A 17,219-nucleotide genomic window follows, 5' to 3' on the forward strand; every position below is an offset into this window, starting at 1 on the left:
AAAACACACATTTTTCGATTAAAAAACAAGAAAAATAGACAAAAAAGCCTACGGCGCCTGCTTTACAGGGTAGAAGACATCGCTTCTCCCGGCAGGCGCCCCGGCAACAAAACCTCAACACACATACACAACATGTCTTCACAACAATCCCCCCTCCATCCTTCCCCTGACTTCGTCGAATCCGAAGCCGACCTCGCCATGAACGGCTACCTGCCCGAAGGCTGGGCTCCCTTTATTCCCGGCGACGCGAATACCGCGGCATTCGCCTTGACCGAACATGCTGCCGACAGCTCGTCCTCGGACAGCGACTCCTCCTCCAGCAGCGATGACTCTTCATCCAGCGACTGGGACGATTCTTCCTCCAGCGATGACGACTCCTCGTCCAGCGACTGGGACGACTCCTCCAGCGACGACAACGACAAGCCCGACACGGAAAACGACCAGTTCTGCAACACCTGCACCTGCACCTGCGCCTGCGGCAAAGACAACGTCGCCAGCGAATCCTTCTTCACCGAAAACCACCTCGGCAGCACGCAGGACGTCGCCATGAACATCGTCTTCGGCATCGAACCGGACATCGCCGGCTGGTGCCCGGCCACCTTCCAGATTCTGGATCTCAACCCCCATTCCACCAGCTGGCACGACCCGGATATGCCACTGATCTACCGGCTCGGCTTCGTCTTCCAGCACGTCACCGAATGGAGCATCCAGCACGACCCCTACTCGAAAATCATCACCGTCGTCAAACCTTCAGGCAAAACGCTGCATTACCAATATGCCGGCGGCAAGGACACGGCGGAACGCGTCGGAGACACCCGCCAGTACTCCTCCCTCGTCCAAATCCTCAATGCAGACAAGACCCCCTGCAAAACAGGCACACCCGTCTATGCGGACTTCACCACGGCAGACGGAGCCTCCATCCGCTTCAACGTCCCCACAGCGACTGAGATCGGCAAACCTGTTCAACTGGTCACGGCCGACCGCGTCGTCGTCGACCTGGCCGCCTACGGCAGCAAAATGCGCCTCAAAAAAGACTTCGGCCTCATCAGCGGCATCTGGCACCACCTCGACGGCCTGCTGAACATCCGTGAAACGGAAATCCCTGCCGGGAACGGCACAGCCGCATCCTCGCGCATCGTCCTCGAATGGTACCCGAAAAACCAGGTCACGCCTTCCGGCGACTGGTACGCCACCACCGGCATGCCGGGCAAAACATGGACTCTGGAGGAAAACAACGCCACACAGGAAGGCAAAACCTACCGCCATCTCGCGATGACCGCCGTTCGCCCCGGCTCACCCGTCACCCGCGTCGACCGCTATCTCGCAGCCGACGAAACCGTCATCGACATGCCGACGGGCGAAGGCGACCGGCGCATCCGCTACTCCAACGTCCGCACCATCCAGTCCGACGGCACATGGGAACACCTGACGACCCGCCGCATGACGAGCGGGGACACAACGCCTACCTCCAGCACACGGCAGATCTACGAACTGATCGACGGCATCTGGCAGGAAACAAGCCGTACGGAAGGCTACGGCACCTCCCTCGCACAGACGACCACCTACACCTACGCAGACCTGCGCCTCAGCCGGATTGATTTTCAAAATGGAAACTATTGCTCTTACCAATACGACAGCAAGAGACGTGTCATCATGGAAGCTACTCCCTGGTCCGGCCGGGATGAGGCGTTGCCGAATGAGACTTGCGAGCAAGTCAAGATCACTGATTATTCCGATCTTCGTTTCAACGACTACCGCCCGTCCTCCATCCGGCAAATCATTCGCACGGCATCCGGCAAAGAAACCGAACTCTCCAAAGAAACATATGAATATTGGAATACGGTACTGGAACGTAGCGTCACCGTCAAAAAAACGGCTCTGGGCAGCGAGCTGGAACAAACCTCATCCTCCGTCTACTACGGGCCGGATGCACTGCCTCCCTTTGCCGCCGGGCGCATGAAAATGTCCCAAGGCATCAACGGAATCCAAACCGTCTCCTCCTATGCAGCCACCACGGCACACGGCGCCGCCTACTGCATCACCACGGAACAGCAGGTCGGCAACCAGCCCGTCGCAGGCCAAAGCACGCGCACAGTCTCCTACATGGCAGCAGACGGCACCGCCACCTGCACGGAAACCTACGCACACACCGGCAACGAATGGTCCCTGCTGACCCGTGAAACATACGAATACGACACCTACCGCAACCGCACGAAAACAGTCAAGGCCAACGGACGCACCTCCTCCACCGAATGGATGTGCTGCGGCCCCCTCCGCCAGACCGATGAAGACGGCGTCATCACCACCTACTCCTACAACGCTGCGCACCAGCTCATCGAAACCATCCGCTCGGCCACGGCCACCACGCCGGAAACCATCGTCTCCTACACGAGGGATGCGGCAGGCAGGGCCATCGCCACGCGCACGGACATCGGCCCGATGACCACGACCACCTCCACCGTGTACGACGCCCTCGGCCGCACCGCCTCCACGACGGACGAATTGGGGCGCACCACGAGATATGAATACAGTGATGACGGACTGACCGAAACCGTCACCTCTCCCACAGGCGCCACAATTGTCACCGCCAGGCACAACGACGGCAATATCGACACCATCACCGGAACGGCGCAACAGGCCGAAAAACACATCCAATACCTGAGCTCGGCAGGCCTGTATACGGAAATGCAGAAACAAGACGAAAACGGCAACTGGATCCGCATCGGCAACACAATCTCCGACTATTTCGGACAAACCGTCTACGACATCCGCCCTGCAGTCGCAGACGATACATTGATCAGCACAACATCGCAATACAACGCCAAAGGTCAACTGGTCAGCCAGCAGACGAAAGCCGACGGCGGCAGCTCCGACACAACCATCCTTGCCCCCGTCCTCTACGCATACGATGCCATGGGCAACATGGTCAAACAAACCGTCGACCTCTCGCCGAAACCATCCCGCATCACGGAACACGCTCAAACCTACATCTGCGAAGAAGACGGCGTCTACAGCCAACAAACTACCACTACTTACAACGCCGAGGGCCAGCCGCTCACGCAAACGTCATTGACCCTGACCTCCGACCTTGATCTCGAACTCGCCTCCAAAACCGTCACCATCGACGTCCGCGGCAACCGCAGCGTCCAGTGGACCCACTACGGCACCCCCACCCAGCGCATCAGCTATACCACCCAGCCGGGCATCGACGCCGTCGCCAGCCAGACCGGCATGGACGGCTTCGTCATCCATGCCACGGACTACGCCGGCATCGTCACCAACTACCGCCGCAGCTACACCGCCGCCGGCATGGTCATGACGCAAACCGACGGACGTGGCAACGCTACCACCGCCGAATACGACACAGCCGGCCGTCCCGTCAAAACCATCGACGGAGCCGGTAACGCCACCACCACGGCATACGACCACGTTACCGGCCAGCCCTCCTGCATCACCGATGCGCAGGGCAAAACCGCCTGCTACCGCTACGACATCCGCAGCCGTAAAACGGCCCAGTACGGCACAGCCGTACAACCCATCGTCTGGGACTACACCGACGATAACCGAATCTCTGACATGTGGACGTGGAAAAATCCGGCCCAGATAATCGAAACGGATCCTTCCAGCCTTATCAACCAGCCGGAAGCCGAACATACGCTCTGGTCCTATGACGCGGCCACAGGCCTCCTCATCACTAAACGGTACGCGGACGACAAAGAAGACACCTACACCTACGACAGCCTCAACCGCCTTGCAAGCAAAAAAGATGCTCGTGATATCACGGCAACCTACACCTACCATTCCCTCACCGGGGAACTTGCAGGCACCACCTACAACGACGACACCCCCGCCGTCACCTACGCCTACAACCACCTCGGCCAGCCCACCCAGATCACCGACGCCTCCGGCGCCCGCACCTTCCGCTACAACCAATACGGCGAAGTGGAAAGCGAACAAACGGAAGGCCCCGTTGAAAGCATCCTCACCCATACCCGCGACACCTGGGGCCGCACGAACGGCTACAGTCTCAAGCACAGGAACGTGCCCATCGACACCGTCGACTACGCCTACGACACCGCCGGACGCCTCGCCGCATCCTCCGGCTTCGCCTACGCCTACGACACCCAAAGCGGACTCCTCAACCACATCCTCTACCCCTCCGGCCTCCGCCGCGAACACACCTGGCACCCCGACCTCAACATCATCACCGACATCCGCTACAACGGCCTCAACGTCCAAACAGCGCTCCACCCCGACCGCTACCGCTACGACTACGACAGCCTCCTGCGTCCCGTCAGCCAAAGCGACTACCGCAACGCATCAACCAAACCCACTGTCACCCGCACCTACGCCTACAACGGCCGCAGCGAACTCACCGGTGAAACATCCACCGACGGAACCCGGCATGCGTACGCCTACGACAACATCGGCAACCGCATCACCGCGCAAAACAACGCCACGGCAACCTCCTACCAAACCAACCTCGTCAACCAGTACAGCTCCATCGCCGCACAGGGACAGGCAACCTTCTCCCCCGCCTACGATGCCGCAGGCAACCAAACGCTCATCCGCACCGCCACCGGAGAATGGAACGCCCAACACAACGCCGACAACCGCCCCACCTCCTTCCAACAGGGAGACCGGCGCATCGACAGCGTCTATGACTTCATGGGCCGCCGCATAGAAAAAGCGACAAGTGATGATTCCGGCTTGACGAAACGCCTCCGCTACATCTATCATGGATACGTGCAAATTGCCGAAATCGACGCGACGGACGAAACTGCCCTGTACGTCGCGAAAACCTACCGGTGGGACCCCTCCGAACCCGTCGCCACACGCCCCCTCGCCCTCACCCTGTGGACGCGTGAAGGCACGGCACGCGAAACCCTCTACTACGCCCACGACCTCCGCAAAAACGTCGTCTCACTCTTCGATGGCAAAGGCCTGCGCCGTGCATCCTACCAGTACGACCCCTACGGCAACATCACCTCCATGGAAGGCGACATGGCCAAGGAAAACCCATTCCGCTTCTCCTCCGAACACCACGACGAAGACCTCGGCCTCGTCTACTACAACTACCGCCACTACAACCCCACCGATGGCCGCTGGACCTCACGCGACCCAATCGCTGAACAAGGGGGATGGAATTTGTACGGCTTCGTTGGGAATAGGCCTTTGTACTATACAGATAAATTAGGATTAGCTAGCTCCGATCCAAGTAGTCCCTATCATACGGGCCCTTCGCCTTACATTAATAGACAATCAGATAGTCGCCAAACGAATAATAAAAAAATAGACGACTCGAGCCCTGAATATGATGGAGAAGAAATAACACCAGAAATGGTTCGTGACTGTATGTATGGTAAAGCCTACATTGATGAACGCACGTGCTGGTTTTGGTCTACAATAGTCGAATGGAAATATGGACAATGTTTCACTGAACCACTGGGTAGACACAAACGTGCTTATGTTGTTGCAAAGTGGAAGCCATCCAACAGTACAACTCTTAAAAATGGGAAAACCTACCCATGTACCAAAGTGATGGATGCCTACGCTAAACGCCGCCAAGATATTCCAGCAATCACTGTGCGTGTTTTTCGCATTATATGTCAAAACAAAAAAACATTTGAAGAAACCTACTATTTTTCCCTCGGCCACGAAAAACCAACACTATTGGGATTCCGGGATATAAATGAACTCTCTCAGGCAGATCGTGTTGGCTACGGTAGTGGTTATCAAGGTGGAGGCTTAGCTATTGGTCTTTTTCGTACGGGACTGATTGGTATTCGCTTTCATATTGAAGCAACAGATGCAAAAGATGGTGGGCATGTAGTTACTATATCAAATAAATCGTATTATTTCGGAGAATAAAAACACATCATTTTCATGCACTTTACCAAAATATGGTAAAGTGCATGGCAAGTAATCAACACAAATGCAAACTAAAAAAATCATAGGATTCCTAGGCGGTATATTGATCATACAACCGTATTTATTGGCCGAGTCTATGCACGGCACAAATGAACCGCAACAACAGCAGACTAATGTGGACGAAGTGCTGAAAATGCAAAAACGCCTATATAAAAAAGGCATATTTCGATCCGCAATCCCTGCTCCGCCCGACGATATGTTGCAACGAGCAATCAAAGGGGAAATGGAGGGTCAATACCAATTAGGGGGTTGGTTTTATGAGTATATTGTATACGAGGAACAATGTGTACAAATAAGCGAATCGTGGCTGAAAATGGCAGCATTACAAGGATTAGCGGAAGCCCAATGGCAACTCGGTCATTTATACAGGAATTATAGAAATAACGAGCAACTGGCCAAATCGTGGTTTAAAAAGTCAATAACCAGTTTTGAAAAACGCACAGATTCCACTGCATATAAATTTTTATATGCCATATATTATGACGGTACAGGTACAGAAGTAAATATTGAGAAAGCGAAGGAATATGCGTTGAAATATGTCACCCGTTGCCAACAAGAAAAAACACAGCCTAGGTGGATAGACCTAGAACCCGAAATACGGGAATACGTTTTAGAACAAACAAAAAAATAATATTTTAATATTAATTGCGATAGATAGAAAATAGTTACACGCATTCATTTTATATTTCTGAAATAATCTTTAATACATACCATCTGGAAGTATCGTTACCATGTCGCCTTCCTGCTTTTCATCAGGTAAACGGCCTTGCTGATTCCAAGGATTTCCCCCTTCTCCCGGCATCGTTATGGAAGAAGCGGATCGTTATTCCATCCAGTCATCTGCCGGGTGGGGGTATTCCCAATCCTCCGCCCGGATTACCGAGGTTACCTTCCCGATAAAACAAACAACCGCCCCATGCAATGGAGCGGTTGTTTGCGTGTTGAATGAATGTTCGAGGTTGCCGGAGATCAATCCATGCAGCAGGTGAAGAGCTCACCTTCCTTGAAGAAGCGGTGCAGTTCGGCATCGGCGGATTCGGGAGAATCGGAGGCGTGGCAGATGTTCATCATGCTGTCTGTGCCGAAGTCGCCGCGGATGGTTCCCTTGTCGGCTTTCTGCGAGTTGGTCGGCCCGAGGAGTTCACGCACGCGGACGATGACGCCGGGGCCGCTGAGAGCCAGGGCGACCACGGGGGAGCTGGTCATGAAAGTACTCAGTTTCGGGAAGAGAGGTTTGCCGTCGATCACGAGGTCGATGATGTGCGCGTAATGTTCGCGAAGCACTTCTTCAGTCAGTTGCATCATCTTGATACCGCGAATGCGAAAACCTTCGTCCAAGAAACGCTTCAGCACGGCGCCGGAGAGATTCTTGCGCACGCAGTCCGGCTTGAACAGAATCAATGTTGTTTCTTCTTTGGGGTATGGCATAGTATATTTTCTTTCTTGGAAGCGGTGAGAAATACTCGCTTCGCCACCGTTTGTCAAGCGTAAAGGCAAGAAAAACCGCCTGATACGACTTTTTTCCTGCCATCATTCCCCGGCATAGGTCTTGCAGCGGTTGGTCCATCCCTGCAACCAACGTTGTTCTCCACGGGCTTTCGGGCTGTTGGCGACACGGCGGGCCAATACCCCGGCAGCCGCACGGGAGAATTCGCGGCAGGCTTCGCTGCCCTGCGGCTGCCCGCGCATGTTTTCGAGGACCTGCAGCAAGCCCCATCCCTGCCCGTTGTAGCGTTCATCGGGGTTGGTTCCCTCGCCCTTGAAGTTCACATAGTCCACCAGCGCATACATGCCGCCCGTCGTCCGCGAGAGGGCATGATACCGGGCTTCTACCTCCCGGGGCTGCGACGATGCCGCCAGCATGGCGGGGAGAGCCTGCCGGGAGCGCGCCATGATGAATTCCGTCTGGAGCCGCACGATGCCGGGCTGGGCGAGCCATGCACGCATTGCATTCACGCGGGGATTCCGGGCATCAGCCATGAAGGCGGAGCGGCTGCTCCACGGCGGCGTGCCTTGCAGCTCGGAGGGTACGCGAGCGCCCTTCGCCTGAGCGAACCGGACGAACGACGGCCAGCTTTCTTCGAACGGCCCCCTGTATCCCTTCGGGTACCAGATGAAGTGGCCGATGCCGAGCGAAGGAAATTCTTCCCCGGCATTCCACGAGACGAGGCCTTCCTGCTTCCCGGCGCATTCATTCTGCCAGATGCGGCCTCCCAGCGCCATCACATCCACCAGGGCATTGCCTTGCGCTGCCTGCGGCACGGCGCCGGTTTTCCCTCGCGCCGCAGGAGCGGAAGCCGGCACGGGGCTGGTGCAAGATACGGCAGCGGCGGAAAGCAGAACGAGAAGCATCGTCTTCATGAGGGGATGATGGCGTTTTCGGCACGGGTTGTCAAGGAGCGCTGGCTTCCATAACCAATTATTTTACCATCTGACACACTCGAGGCTTGCTTCCGCCACTCCGTTCGGTTAAGTTTTTCCGCTCGCGGGCTCAGAATCCCGCTCGTGTCCCTTTTCTCATGAAGACTGAACTTATTGATAAAGCCGCCCAAGTGGTTCAAGATCCCCAGTTGTTGGTCAACATCGTCTCCCAGCGCGTTGCCCAGCTCAACTCCGGCCGATCCCCGCTGATTCCGACGACTCCGCACATGGGTGCCGGGGATATCGCCCTGACCGAGATTATCGAAGGCAAGCTCGTCTGGCAAAAGAAGGAAGAATCCGTCTCCGTATCTACCACAGACGAAGCTTCCGGCGACGACGATTTCCCCTTCGGCAGCGACAACTGATTGCCTCAGGTTTTTCCATGACGGCGGCCTGAGTCTTTGCGATTCAGGCCGCTTGTCGATTCATCACCCCACCTTCCTCCCGACCAATGGCCTCCGACATCTCCACCAATAAAAAAGCCCGCCGCGATTACGAAATCCTCGAGCAGCATGAGTGCGGCCTCGAGTTGAAAGGCACGGAGGTGAAATCCATCCGCGCCGGCAAAGTGAACATCTCCGATGCCTTCGCCCGCGTCGAGAAAGGGCAGCTCCTCCTGTACGGCTGCGACATCCAGCCGTGGGAAACGGCAGGCGAGTTCTTCCAGCATGCACCGAAACGCCCCCGGCGCATGCTCATGCACAAACGGGAGATCTTCAAGATTGAAATGAAGCTCGCCCAGAAGGGCTATTCCCTGCCCCTCCTCCGCCTGTACTGGAAGAACGGCAAGGTGAAAGCCGAGATCGGCGTCGGCAAGGGCAAAACGTTCCGCGACCAGCGCTACGATCTCAAGGCTCGCGTCGAACTGCGCGAAGTGCAGCGCGAAGTCTCCCGGTTCAACCGCCGCTGACGATCCGTCTCCACGGCGGTTTGAGCCACAGAGTGCGCAGATTGGCACAGACTTTGACTATGCGCATCCGGCTGACCGCCGGATAAGGAATAAAATCATGATTTTCAATATTTTGCAAAAATAACAATAAAATATTGAAAATAAATATCCATTAGCATACCTCAATCCGGCAATCGGCCGGATTTTCACTTGCTTCATCTCTGCCAATCCGTGTCATCTGCAGCTAACCCTCGTTTGCCACACGAAAAAGGCGGAGCCGGAGCCCCGCCTTGAACATAGAGAATGTAAAGCCCGTGCTTACTTGCTCAGGTATTCCGCCACGCCTTCGTGGCTGGGTTTCATGGCTTCTGCGCCCTTGTGCCAGCCGAGCGGGCAAACTTCGCCGAACTGCTCGAAGTGCTGGAGAGCGTCCACCACGCGGAGCGCTTCGTCCGTCGAGCGGCCGAGGGGCATATCGTTGATGAGCTGGTGGCGCACGATGCCCTGCTTGTCGATCAGGAAAAGGCCGCGGTAGGCAACGAGATCGCCCACGGTCTGCACTTCGCCGTCTTCATCCACATACTGCTCACCGGCAAGCACATCGTAGCTCTCGGAGATCGTCTTGTTGATATCGGAGACGATCGGGTACGTCACGCCCTGAATGCCGCCCTGCACGCGCGGGGTGTTGACCCATGCCCAGTGGCAGAATTCGGAGTCCGTGGAACAGCCGATCACGGCCACATCACGCTTTTCGAACTCGGGCAGAGCATCCTGAAAACCGATCAGCTCCGTGGGGCATACGAACGTGAAGTCCTTCGGGTAGAAGAACAGAAGCACGTACTTCTTGCCAAGATACTGTTCCAGAGAGAAATTCTCGACGATTGCGCCGTTCACAACTGCGCTTGCCTTAATTGCGGGTGCTTTTTTTCCTACTAACATATTATTGAATATGGCTTTTCTTTTGCCGGATGTAATATCGCATACATCTTCTTCATCCGTCAAGAGCAAATCGCGACTTTTTATAATCATTCAAAAATTTAACCGTCATCCTTCCGCCCTCCGGTTTCCGGGTCGCCGGCTTGACACCATACGCGGCTTTATGGTAGCCTGTCCTCCGCTTCATCGCTTCCTTTTCCCTTCCGATTCCATGAGTAACGATGCCACCTCCTTCTCTCCCCTTGAGCTGACGAAAGCTCCGGCGTCCTCACCGGAATCCCGCACCGTGCCTCAGGCGCCGCGCGTCGAAAAAAGCGTCCTCTCCATGATGACCATCGACCCCTCGTACATCCTGGGCCGCTGCATCACGAAAGGCATGGGGGAAGAATACTTCTACGTACCGGCCCACAAACTGCTCTGGAACATCTTCCTCGACCGCTACAACAAAAACCAGCCGCTCGACATCACCTCCGTCGCACAGGAATTGACGGACAAGCACCAGCTCGAAGCCGTCGGCGGGCTCGCGGGACTCACCGAAATCTACTCCTACACCACGAACACCGCGCTGTTCGACCCGCACTTCGAAACCCTGCAGGAAAAATACGTCCTCCGCTCCATCATCGCCACCACCTCGCGCTCGATGGAAAAGGCCTTCGCCGCCGAAGAGGAAATCGCCGAACTGCTCGACTCCGTGGAACAGGACGTCCTCGGCATCCGCGAGAAAATGAAACACGGGGAGGAACAATCCCTCTCCACGGTCATCGCCGAAGCCGTCACGAACATGGAACGCTTCCTCGCGCAAAAAGGCGGCATCCTCGGCATCACCACCGGCTTCGAAAAGCTTGATCGCATGAGCAACGGCCTCAAGGCCGGTGAACTCTTCGTCGTCGCAGCCCGCCCCTCCATGGGTAAAACATCCTTCCTGCTCAACATGATGGAGCACATCGCGCTCGACCTGAACAAGCCCTCCCTCATCTTCTCCTGCGAAATGCCCTCCGTCCAGCTCGTCGAACGCCTCATCTTCGCCCGCAGCGGCATCCGCCGCGCAGAAATGATGGCCCGCGGCTCCATGACCCAGCAGGAACAAAAACACTTCGCGCGCGTCGTCAGCGTCCTGCGCAAATCCCGCCTCGTACTGGACGACACCGCAGCCATCTCCATCAACGAACTCCGGGCCAAGGCACGCCGCGTCCTGCGCGACCAGGGGGAACTCGCCGCCATCGGCATCGACTACCTCCAGCTCATGCGCTCGCACACCAAACAGGCCCAGAACAGCCGCGAACGCGAAATCGCCGAAATCTCCAGCGGCCTCAAATCCCTCGCCAAGGAACTCAAGGTACCCATCATCGTACTCGCCCAGCTCAACCGCGGCCCGGAAAACCGCACCGGCGGCAGCCTCGGCGTACCCCGCATGTCCGACCTCCGCGAATCCGGAGCCATCGAACAGGATGCCGACATGATCGGCCTCCTCTACCGCTCCGCCTACTATGCGGAAAACGACGAAGAACGCCAGCAGCGCGCCGGACACGCCAACCTCCTCCTCGCCAAAAACCGCAACGGCCCCACCGGCGACGTCCCCCTCTACTTCGAAGCCGAACTCATGCGCTTCTCCACCCGTCAGGATGAAGAAGGCTCCGGCGAATAACGCCCCTTTTCATCATGACACCGCAGGAACAAACCTCCCACTGGATCGCGCAGGACCTCGCGCATTGCTGGCACCCCTTCAACCCCCAAAGCATCTGGGGGCAGGAAAGCGAAATCCTCATGATCGAACAAGGAGAGGGAGTCTGGCTCACAGACAGCCTCGGCCGCAAATACATCGACGGCAACAGCTCCATCTGGGTCAACATCCACGGCCACAGCCACCCCCGCCTCATCGACGCCATGAAGGCGCAGCTCGACAAAATCGCGCACAGCTCCTTCCTCGGCTTCGGGCACGGCCTCGCCTCCGAACTCGCCGCCCGCCTCGTCTCGTACTTCCCGGAAAACACCCTCACCCGCGTCTTCTTCTCGGACGACGGCTCCACCGCCCTCGAATCCGCCCTCAAACTCGCCTTCCAATCCTCCATCCAAACCCCCGGCAAAGAACGCCGCCGCCGCTTCATCGCCTTCTCGAACTGCTACCACGGCGACACCATGGGAGCCGCCAGCCTCGGAGGAGTCGGCACCTTCTTTGAAAAATTCCGGGGCTTCGGCATGGAAGTCTCCCACGTCCGCAGCATGGACGACCTCCGCGCCCTCGACGAAGAAACCTGCGCCCAAACCTGCGGCATCGTCATCGAACCCATCATCCAGGGAGTCAACCGCATGACCCCGTGGCCCGAAGGCATGCTCCGCGAACTCCGCGACTGGTGCGACTCCCGGGGCATCCTCCTCATCTTCGACGAAGTCATGACCGGCTTCGGCCGCACCGGCCACCTCTTCGCCTGCATGAAAGAAGGCATCATCCCCGACTTCCTCTGCTGCGCCAAAGGCCTCACCGGAGGCTACACCCCCATGGCCGCCGTCCTCACCACCGAAACAGTCTACAATGCCTTCCTCGGCGCACCCACCGAAGGCAAAACCTTCTACTACGGCCACAGCTTCACGGCCCATCCCATCGGCTGCGCCGCCGCCATGGCCTCCCTCGACATCTTCGAACAGGAACGCACCCTCGAACAACTGCCGCCCAAAATCCGCCTCATCGACGAACTCTCGCAGCAGCTCCTCCACACCAACCCCTTCATCTCCGCCGTCCGCGCCACCGGCATGATCCTCGGCATCGACCTCTGCCGCGAAAACGGCTCCCCCTTCACCCCCGAAGAACGCGCCGGAGAAAAAGCCTGCGTCGCCATGCGCCCGCACGGCCTCCTCACCCGCCCCGTCGTCCACGACACCGTCGTCCTCATGCCCCCCCTCTGCATCACCGAAGACGAACTCCGCCTCGCCTTCAACGCGCTTGATGCAGGCATCCGGGACGCCTTCACCTCCTGCTGACACCCCCGCATGCCCGCCCTCCGCCAAACGCTCCGCATCCTTCACCTCATCCTGCTCGGCATCGTCCTCCTGTGGAGCGCGGGCATCGTCTGGTACTGCCTCCCTCTCGTCTGGCTCTTCCTCACCCTCTACCTCGGCGGCATCGCCGCAGCCGTCTACTACCGCCGGTGGAAATGGAGCATCCCCGGCCTCTGGGCGCTCGCTGCCATCCTCAACATCGGATACCTCTGCATCACCCCCACCAACGACCGTCCCTGGCTCCCCTCATGGAGCCGCCTCCCCTACGGCACCATCCAAGGAAACACCCTCACCCTGCACGACATCCGCGACTTCAACTACCGCAGCGTCGACGACTACGACGTCCGCTACATCACCCAAACCTACGACCTCGCCCGGCTCCGCACCCTCGACTTCGCCGTCTGCCACTGGGACGGCATGGAAGCCGTTGCCCACACCATGCTCACCTTCGGCTTCTCGGACGGCCGCCAGCTCGCCCTCTCCTGCGAAACCCGCCTCGACTCCGAAACGCCCCAAGGCACCATCGCCGGACTCTACAAACGCTTCGGCTTCATCTACATCTTCGCCACCGAACCGGACATCTTCGCCCTCCGCTCCAACTACCGCCCCGAAGACCTCTACCTCTACCGCTTCAACATGACCCCGGCTCAAATCCGCACCGTCCTCACCGACTTCGTCGAACGCGCCAACGCCCTCCATAAACACCCCGAATTCTACAACACCCTCCTCCACAACTGCACCACGGAACTCCTCCCCTCCCTCAAAAAAGCCACCCCCGGCATCCGCACCAACCCCATCATCCTCCTCAACGGCTTCATCGACCAGAAAGCCTTCGACCGCGGCGCACTCCAGCACCGCCCCGGAGAAACCTTCGACCAACTTAAAAAACGCTCCTTCGTCCCCTACGACACCTCCAAAAACGCCCCGGAACACTACTCCGAAGCCATCCGGCAGCACATCGGCATCATGGAAGCTTCCTGACCGCTACCCCACGAAGCGACGACCCTCGCCTCGTTTCAAAAAGAACCTTGCTCGCAAGGCAATGGCAGCTTAAAACACCCCGTCACCGCTCTGATGACCGAAAGCCGGGTGAAGATCGAACCTCACCACCCCGACAAGCGCCTTGCCTTCAACTGCCTTGCTGATACGCGCCACACCATTGAAGCCGAACCCGGCACACAGCTCGATTGCAGTCACGCCCTGGTTCACCAAATCCTGAGCCACCCGTTCCGCCTCCTCATAATCCTTCACTCCGACAACAGCCAAGCTGACAACCGGAGAATCGATAAACGCATGATGCTCCTTATAGTCATTCTCCGGAGCGATATAAATGAAAGCTGCTTTTGTTGTTGCCATAATAAGTATTTTCAGTTAAAAAAACCCCAATGCCATTTCCGTTTTGGAAAAGCCATGTTCTTGGAATCCAAAAAACGAAGCCTGTATATATGCTTTCCTTATGCAAGTAAAGTCCCGAACATGACTTGAGCTCGATTCATCGGCATCGCCCATGAACATCAAAACTCCCACCCCGAAACATTAAACCCCACACCGCATCCACACATGAAACACATCCGTACAACCGCCGCCCTCGCCCTGCTGACCGCCCTGCACCCCGCCGCCGCAGACGAACCGAACCGCTTCAGCCTCGAACTGCTGAAACAGGCGGACAAACAGCACCAGGGCAACATCTGCATCGCACCCTGCTCAGCAGCCGCACCCCTCCTCATCCTGGAAAAAGGAGCTGCAGGCGCCACCCGGCAGCAAATTGCCGACACCCTCGGCGGCACCAAACCCTGGCTACCCTCCCTGCGCCAGCAAAAAGGAAACTCCCTCCAGACCGCACAAATCTATGTGGACGCCAGCTTCCCCCTGAAACAGGGATTCCGCAACGCATGGCCGAAACAGACCCTCATCAGCCTCGACATCCGCAATGCGCCGGACAAAGCCCGCACAGCCATCAACAACTACATCCGCACCTCCACATCCGACGCCATCCGCGAACTCCTCCCTCCCGACTCCGTCAGCGGCAATACTGCATTCATCGCCGTCTCCGCACTCCGGTACCGGAGCCATTGGCTCACCCCCTTCGCCAAACACTACACCGTCCCCCGCCCCTTCACCCTGCCCAGCGGCACCACGAAAACCGTGCCGACCATGCACAAGGTAGCCTCCTTCAACTACGTAATCGACCCTCAATACAGTGCCGTCGAACTGCCGTACCGCACCCCGCCCGAAAGCTCCGCACAGGCTCCCGGCAGCATGATCGCCATCCTCCCGCCCGAAGGCACAGCCATCGAAAACTTCATCTCCACCCTCACACCGGAAACCATCGCCGACATGCGGAAAAAACTCGCCGCATCGCAAAACGGGCGCAACCTGCGCGACATCGTCCTCGCCATCCCGAAATTCACCATCTCATCCACCTTCGACCTCTCCAAAGCCCTGCCCGCCATGGGCATGCCGAATGCCTTTCAGGACACCGCCGACTTCTCCGGCATCTCGCCTACACCCGGGCTCAAAATCAACGGATTCCACCACCAATGCAACATCGCCATCGATGAAAAAGGCACCGTCGTCACAGCAGCATCCAGTGCCGACGCCCCCTTCGGCGCACCGCCACGGCTCGACTTCAAACTCAACCGCCCCTTCCTCTGGCTCATCGTCCCGAACTCACCCGACCCCGCCACCCCCATCCTCATCCTCGGCATCGTCCGGGAGCCGTGATACCCGATCCAAACGGCGAGACCCTCCATTTCCTCCTTGATTGCCGCCAAGGAACATCTATTATCATACAGACACAGAAACTCTGTGCATTATTCCAAACTCCTGACAACATGAACAAAACCGCCCCACTCCTGCTCGCAGCCACCATCGGCCTCACCACCGCAGTTGCCGACGAAACCCGCAATTTCGGCCTTGAACTACTGCAACAAACAGCCAAGGCCCAACAGGGAAACATCTGCATCTCCCCCTATTCCGCAGCCGGAACCCTCCGGCTCCTCGAACCCGGAGCTGCGCACGAAACGCTGGCCCAGATAAAAACCCTCCTCTCCAGCACCTCCGGACTCCAGACACTGGCAGAAAAAACAACTCTCGCCCTTGAAACGGCGAACCGCATCTATGTAGACTCACAGCTACCCCTGAATGCAGCCTACAAGGCCGCAGTACCGAAAGGAGCGGTCACATCCATCGACTTCCGGAACAATCCCGGCGCAGCACGCGACACCATCAACCAATGGGTCTCGAAGGCCACCCATCGGCGCATCGACAACATCCTGCCCAGCGGCAGCATCGTACAAAACACCCGCCTCGTCGCAGTCAATGCCGTTTGTTTCAAAAACAAATGGGAAATGGAATTCCTTCCGGACAACACGAAGCCGGAAGCATTCACCCTGACCGACGGCACCGTGAAGCAAGTCCCCATGATGCACCACAGTTTCAGGTTCACCTGCAGCAAGACCGAGGCATACAGCGCCATCGAACTTCCCTACATGCCAGACGATAAAGCCATCGAGAACCGGGAGAAAGTCAAAAAGCCATGGACAAAAGGAAGCATGATCGCCATCCTGCCGCCCGAAGGGGTCTCCGTCGATGAATTCGTCAGCAAGCTGGATGCATCCAAACTCACCGAAATCCGCCGTCATCTCAACAAAACAAGAATCGAAAGTAAACGACCCGTCGTTGCTCTGGCTTTGCCGAAATTCAAATACACCATGGATATCGACATGCGACAGACACTGATTGCGCTCGGTATGAAAAACGCCTTCACGCCCAATGCGGACTTCTCCGGCATTTCTTCGGACAAAACTCCGTTGCAGCTCTCCGCCGCCTATCAAAAATGCCTCATTTCGGTGGATGAGGAAGGCACGGAAGCGGCGGCAGCCACGGCGGCGGTAGCATTTTGGGGAGACGGCCCGGTCGAAATGAGAACGGATCATCCCCTCGTCCTCCGGTTCGACAGACCATTCGTATGGATCGTCGTTGCCGACCGCGACGAGCCCACCTGCACCCCCCTCTTCATGGGCATCGTCCGCGAACCGTAACCGGA

13 protein-coding genes are annotated in these 17,219 nt (G+C 57.4%); 9 read left to right on the forward strand and 4 right to left on the reverse strand.

Features of this window, described 5'->3' with window-relative positions; all coding sequences use genetic code 11:
- Nucleotides 1-132 precede the first annotated feature (132 nt).
- Both AC781_RS00005 and AC781_RS00010 read left to right on the forward strand, forming a co-directional pair.
- Nucleotides 133-5,871: an RHS repeat-associated core domain-containing protein gene (locus tag AC781_RS00005; protein WP_067771516.1), complete on the forward strand. Its 5,739-nt coding sequence runs from the start codon at nt 133-135 to the stop codon at nt 5,869-5,871.
- 64 nt (nt 5,872-5,935) lie between these two features.
- Nucleotides 5,936-6,562, forward strand: coding sequence for a tetratricopeptide repeat protein (locus tag AC781_RS00010; protein ID WP_067771519.1), 627 nt, complete (start codon nt 5,936-5,938; stop codon nt 6,560-6,562).
- Between the two features lie 338 nt (nt 6,563-6,900).
- On the opposite strand, the gene AC781_RS00015 is transcribed toward AC781_RS00010, so the two are convergent.
- Entirely contained in the window at nt 6,901-7,359 is a 459-nt protein-coding gene (locus AC781_RS00015) for a nucleoside-diphosphate kinase (RefSeq protein ID WP_067771522.1), read from the reverse strand.
- A 102-nt stretch (nt 7,360-7,461) separates the two neighbouring features.
- Complete coding sequence (locus tag AC781_RS00020) at nt 7,462-8,292, reverse strand: hypothetical protein (protein WP_067771525.1); 831 nt, start codon at nt 8,290-8,292, stop codon at nt 7,462-7,464.
- A gap of 158 nt (nt 8,293-8,450) precedes the next feature.
- Here AC781_RS00020 and AC781_RS00025 point away from each other — a divergent pair, with 158 nt between their 5' ends.
- Both AC781_RS00025 and smpB read left to right on the forward strand, forming a co-directional pair.
- Complete coding sequence (locus AC781_RS00025; RefSeq protein ID WP_067771527.1) at nt 8,451-8,717, forward strand: DNA-directed RNA polymerase subunit omega; 267 nt, start codon at nt 8,451-8,453, stop codon at nt 8,715-8,717.
- Between the two features lie 86 nt (nt 8,718-8,803).
- Entirely contained in the window at nt 8,804-9,262 is a 459-nt protein-coding gene (smpB, locus tag AC781_RS00030) for an SsrA-binding protein SmpB (RefSeq protein WP_067771530.1), read from the forward strand.
- Between the two features lie 297 nt (nt 9,263-9,559).
- Here the strand turns inward: smpB and AC781_RS00035 are convergent, their stop codons facing one another.
- Nucleotides 9,560-10,180, reverse strand: a complete 621-nt coding sequence (locus AC781_RS00035) for a peroxiredoxin (protein WP_067771975.1) — start codon at nt 10,178-10,180, stop codon at nt 9,560-9,562.
- Between the two features lie 208 nt (nt 10,181-10,388).
- Here AC781_RS00035 and dnaB point away from each other — a divergent pair, with 208 nt between their 5' ends.
- The 3 genes from dnaB to AC781_RS00050 are packed head-to-tail and all read left to right on the forward strand — an operon-like array spanning nt 10,389 to nt 14,152.
- On the forward strand, nt 10,389-11,822 hold the full coding sequence (gene dnaB, locus AC781_RS00040; RefSeq protein WP_067771978.1) for a replicative DNA helicase: 1,434 nt from the start codon (nt 10,389-10,391) through the stop codon (nt 11,820-11,822).
- Nucleotides 11,823-11,836: 14 nt separating this feature from the next.
- A complete protein-coding gene (bioA, locus tag AC781_RS00045; protein WP_067771533.1) occupies nt 11,837-13,153 on the forward strand; it encodes an adenosylmethionine--8-amino-7-oxononanoate transaminase in 1,317 nt (438 codons plus the stop codon).
- 9 nt (nt 13,154-13,162) lie between these two features.
- Nucleotides 13,163-14,152, forward strand: coding sequence for an Lnb N-terminal periplasmic domain-containing protein (locus AC781_RS00050; protein WP_067771536.1), 990 nt, complete (start codon nt 13,163-13,165; stop codon nt 14,150-14,152).
- 69 nt (nt 14,153-14,221) lie between these two features.
- Here AC781_RS00050 and AC781_RS00055 read toward each other — a convergent pair whose 3' ends face one another.
- Entirely contained in the window at nt 14,222-14,527 is a 306-nt protein-coding gene (locus tag AC781_RS00055; protein ID WP_067771538.1) for a DUF6506 family protein, read from the reverse strand.
- 204 nt (nt 14,528-14,731) lie between these two features.
- Between AC781_RS00055 and AC781_RS00060 the strand changes: the two genes are divergently transcribed.
- Nucleotides 14,732-15,895, forward strand: a complete 1,164-nt coding sequence (locus tag AC781_RS00060) for a serpin family protein (protein ID WP_067771540.1) — start codon at nt 14,732-14,734, stop codon at nt 15,893-15,895.
- 110 nt (nt 15,896-16,005) lie between these two features.
- Nucleotides 16,006-17,214 carry a serpin family protein gene (locus tag AC781_RS00065; protein ID WP_067771546.1) on the forward strand — a complete coding sequence of 403 codons (1,209 nt, stop codon included), beginning with the start codon at nt 16,006-16,008 and terminating at the stop codon, nt 17,212-17,214.
- Nucleotides 17,215-17,219: the final 5 nt, after the last annotated feature.

The sequence above is a fragment of the Neoakkermansia glycaniphila genome, assembly GCF_001683795.1.
Taxonomy (GTDB): Bacteria; Verrucomicrobiota; Verrucomicrobiia; order Verrucomicrobiales; family Akkermansiaceae; genus Akkermansia; species Akkermansia glycaniphila.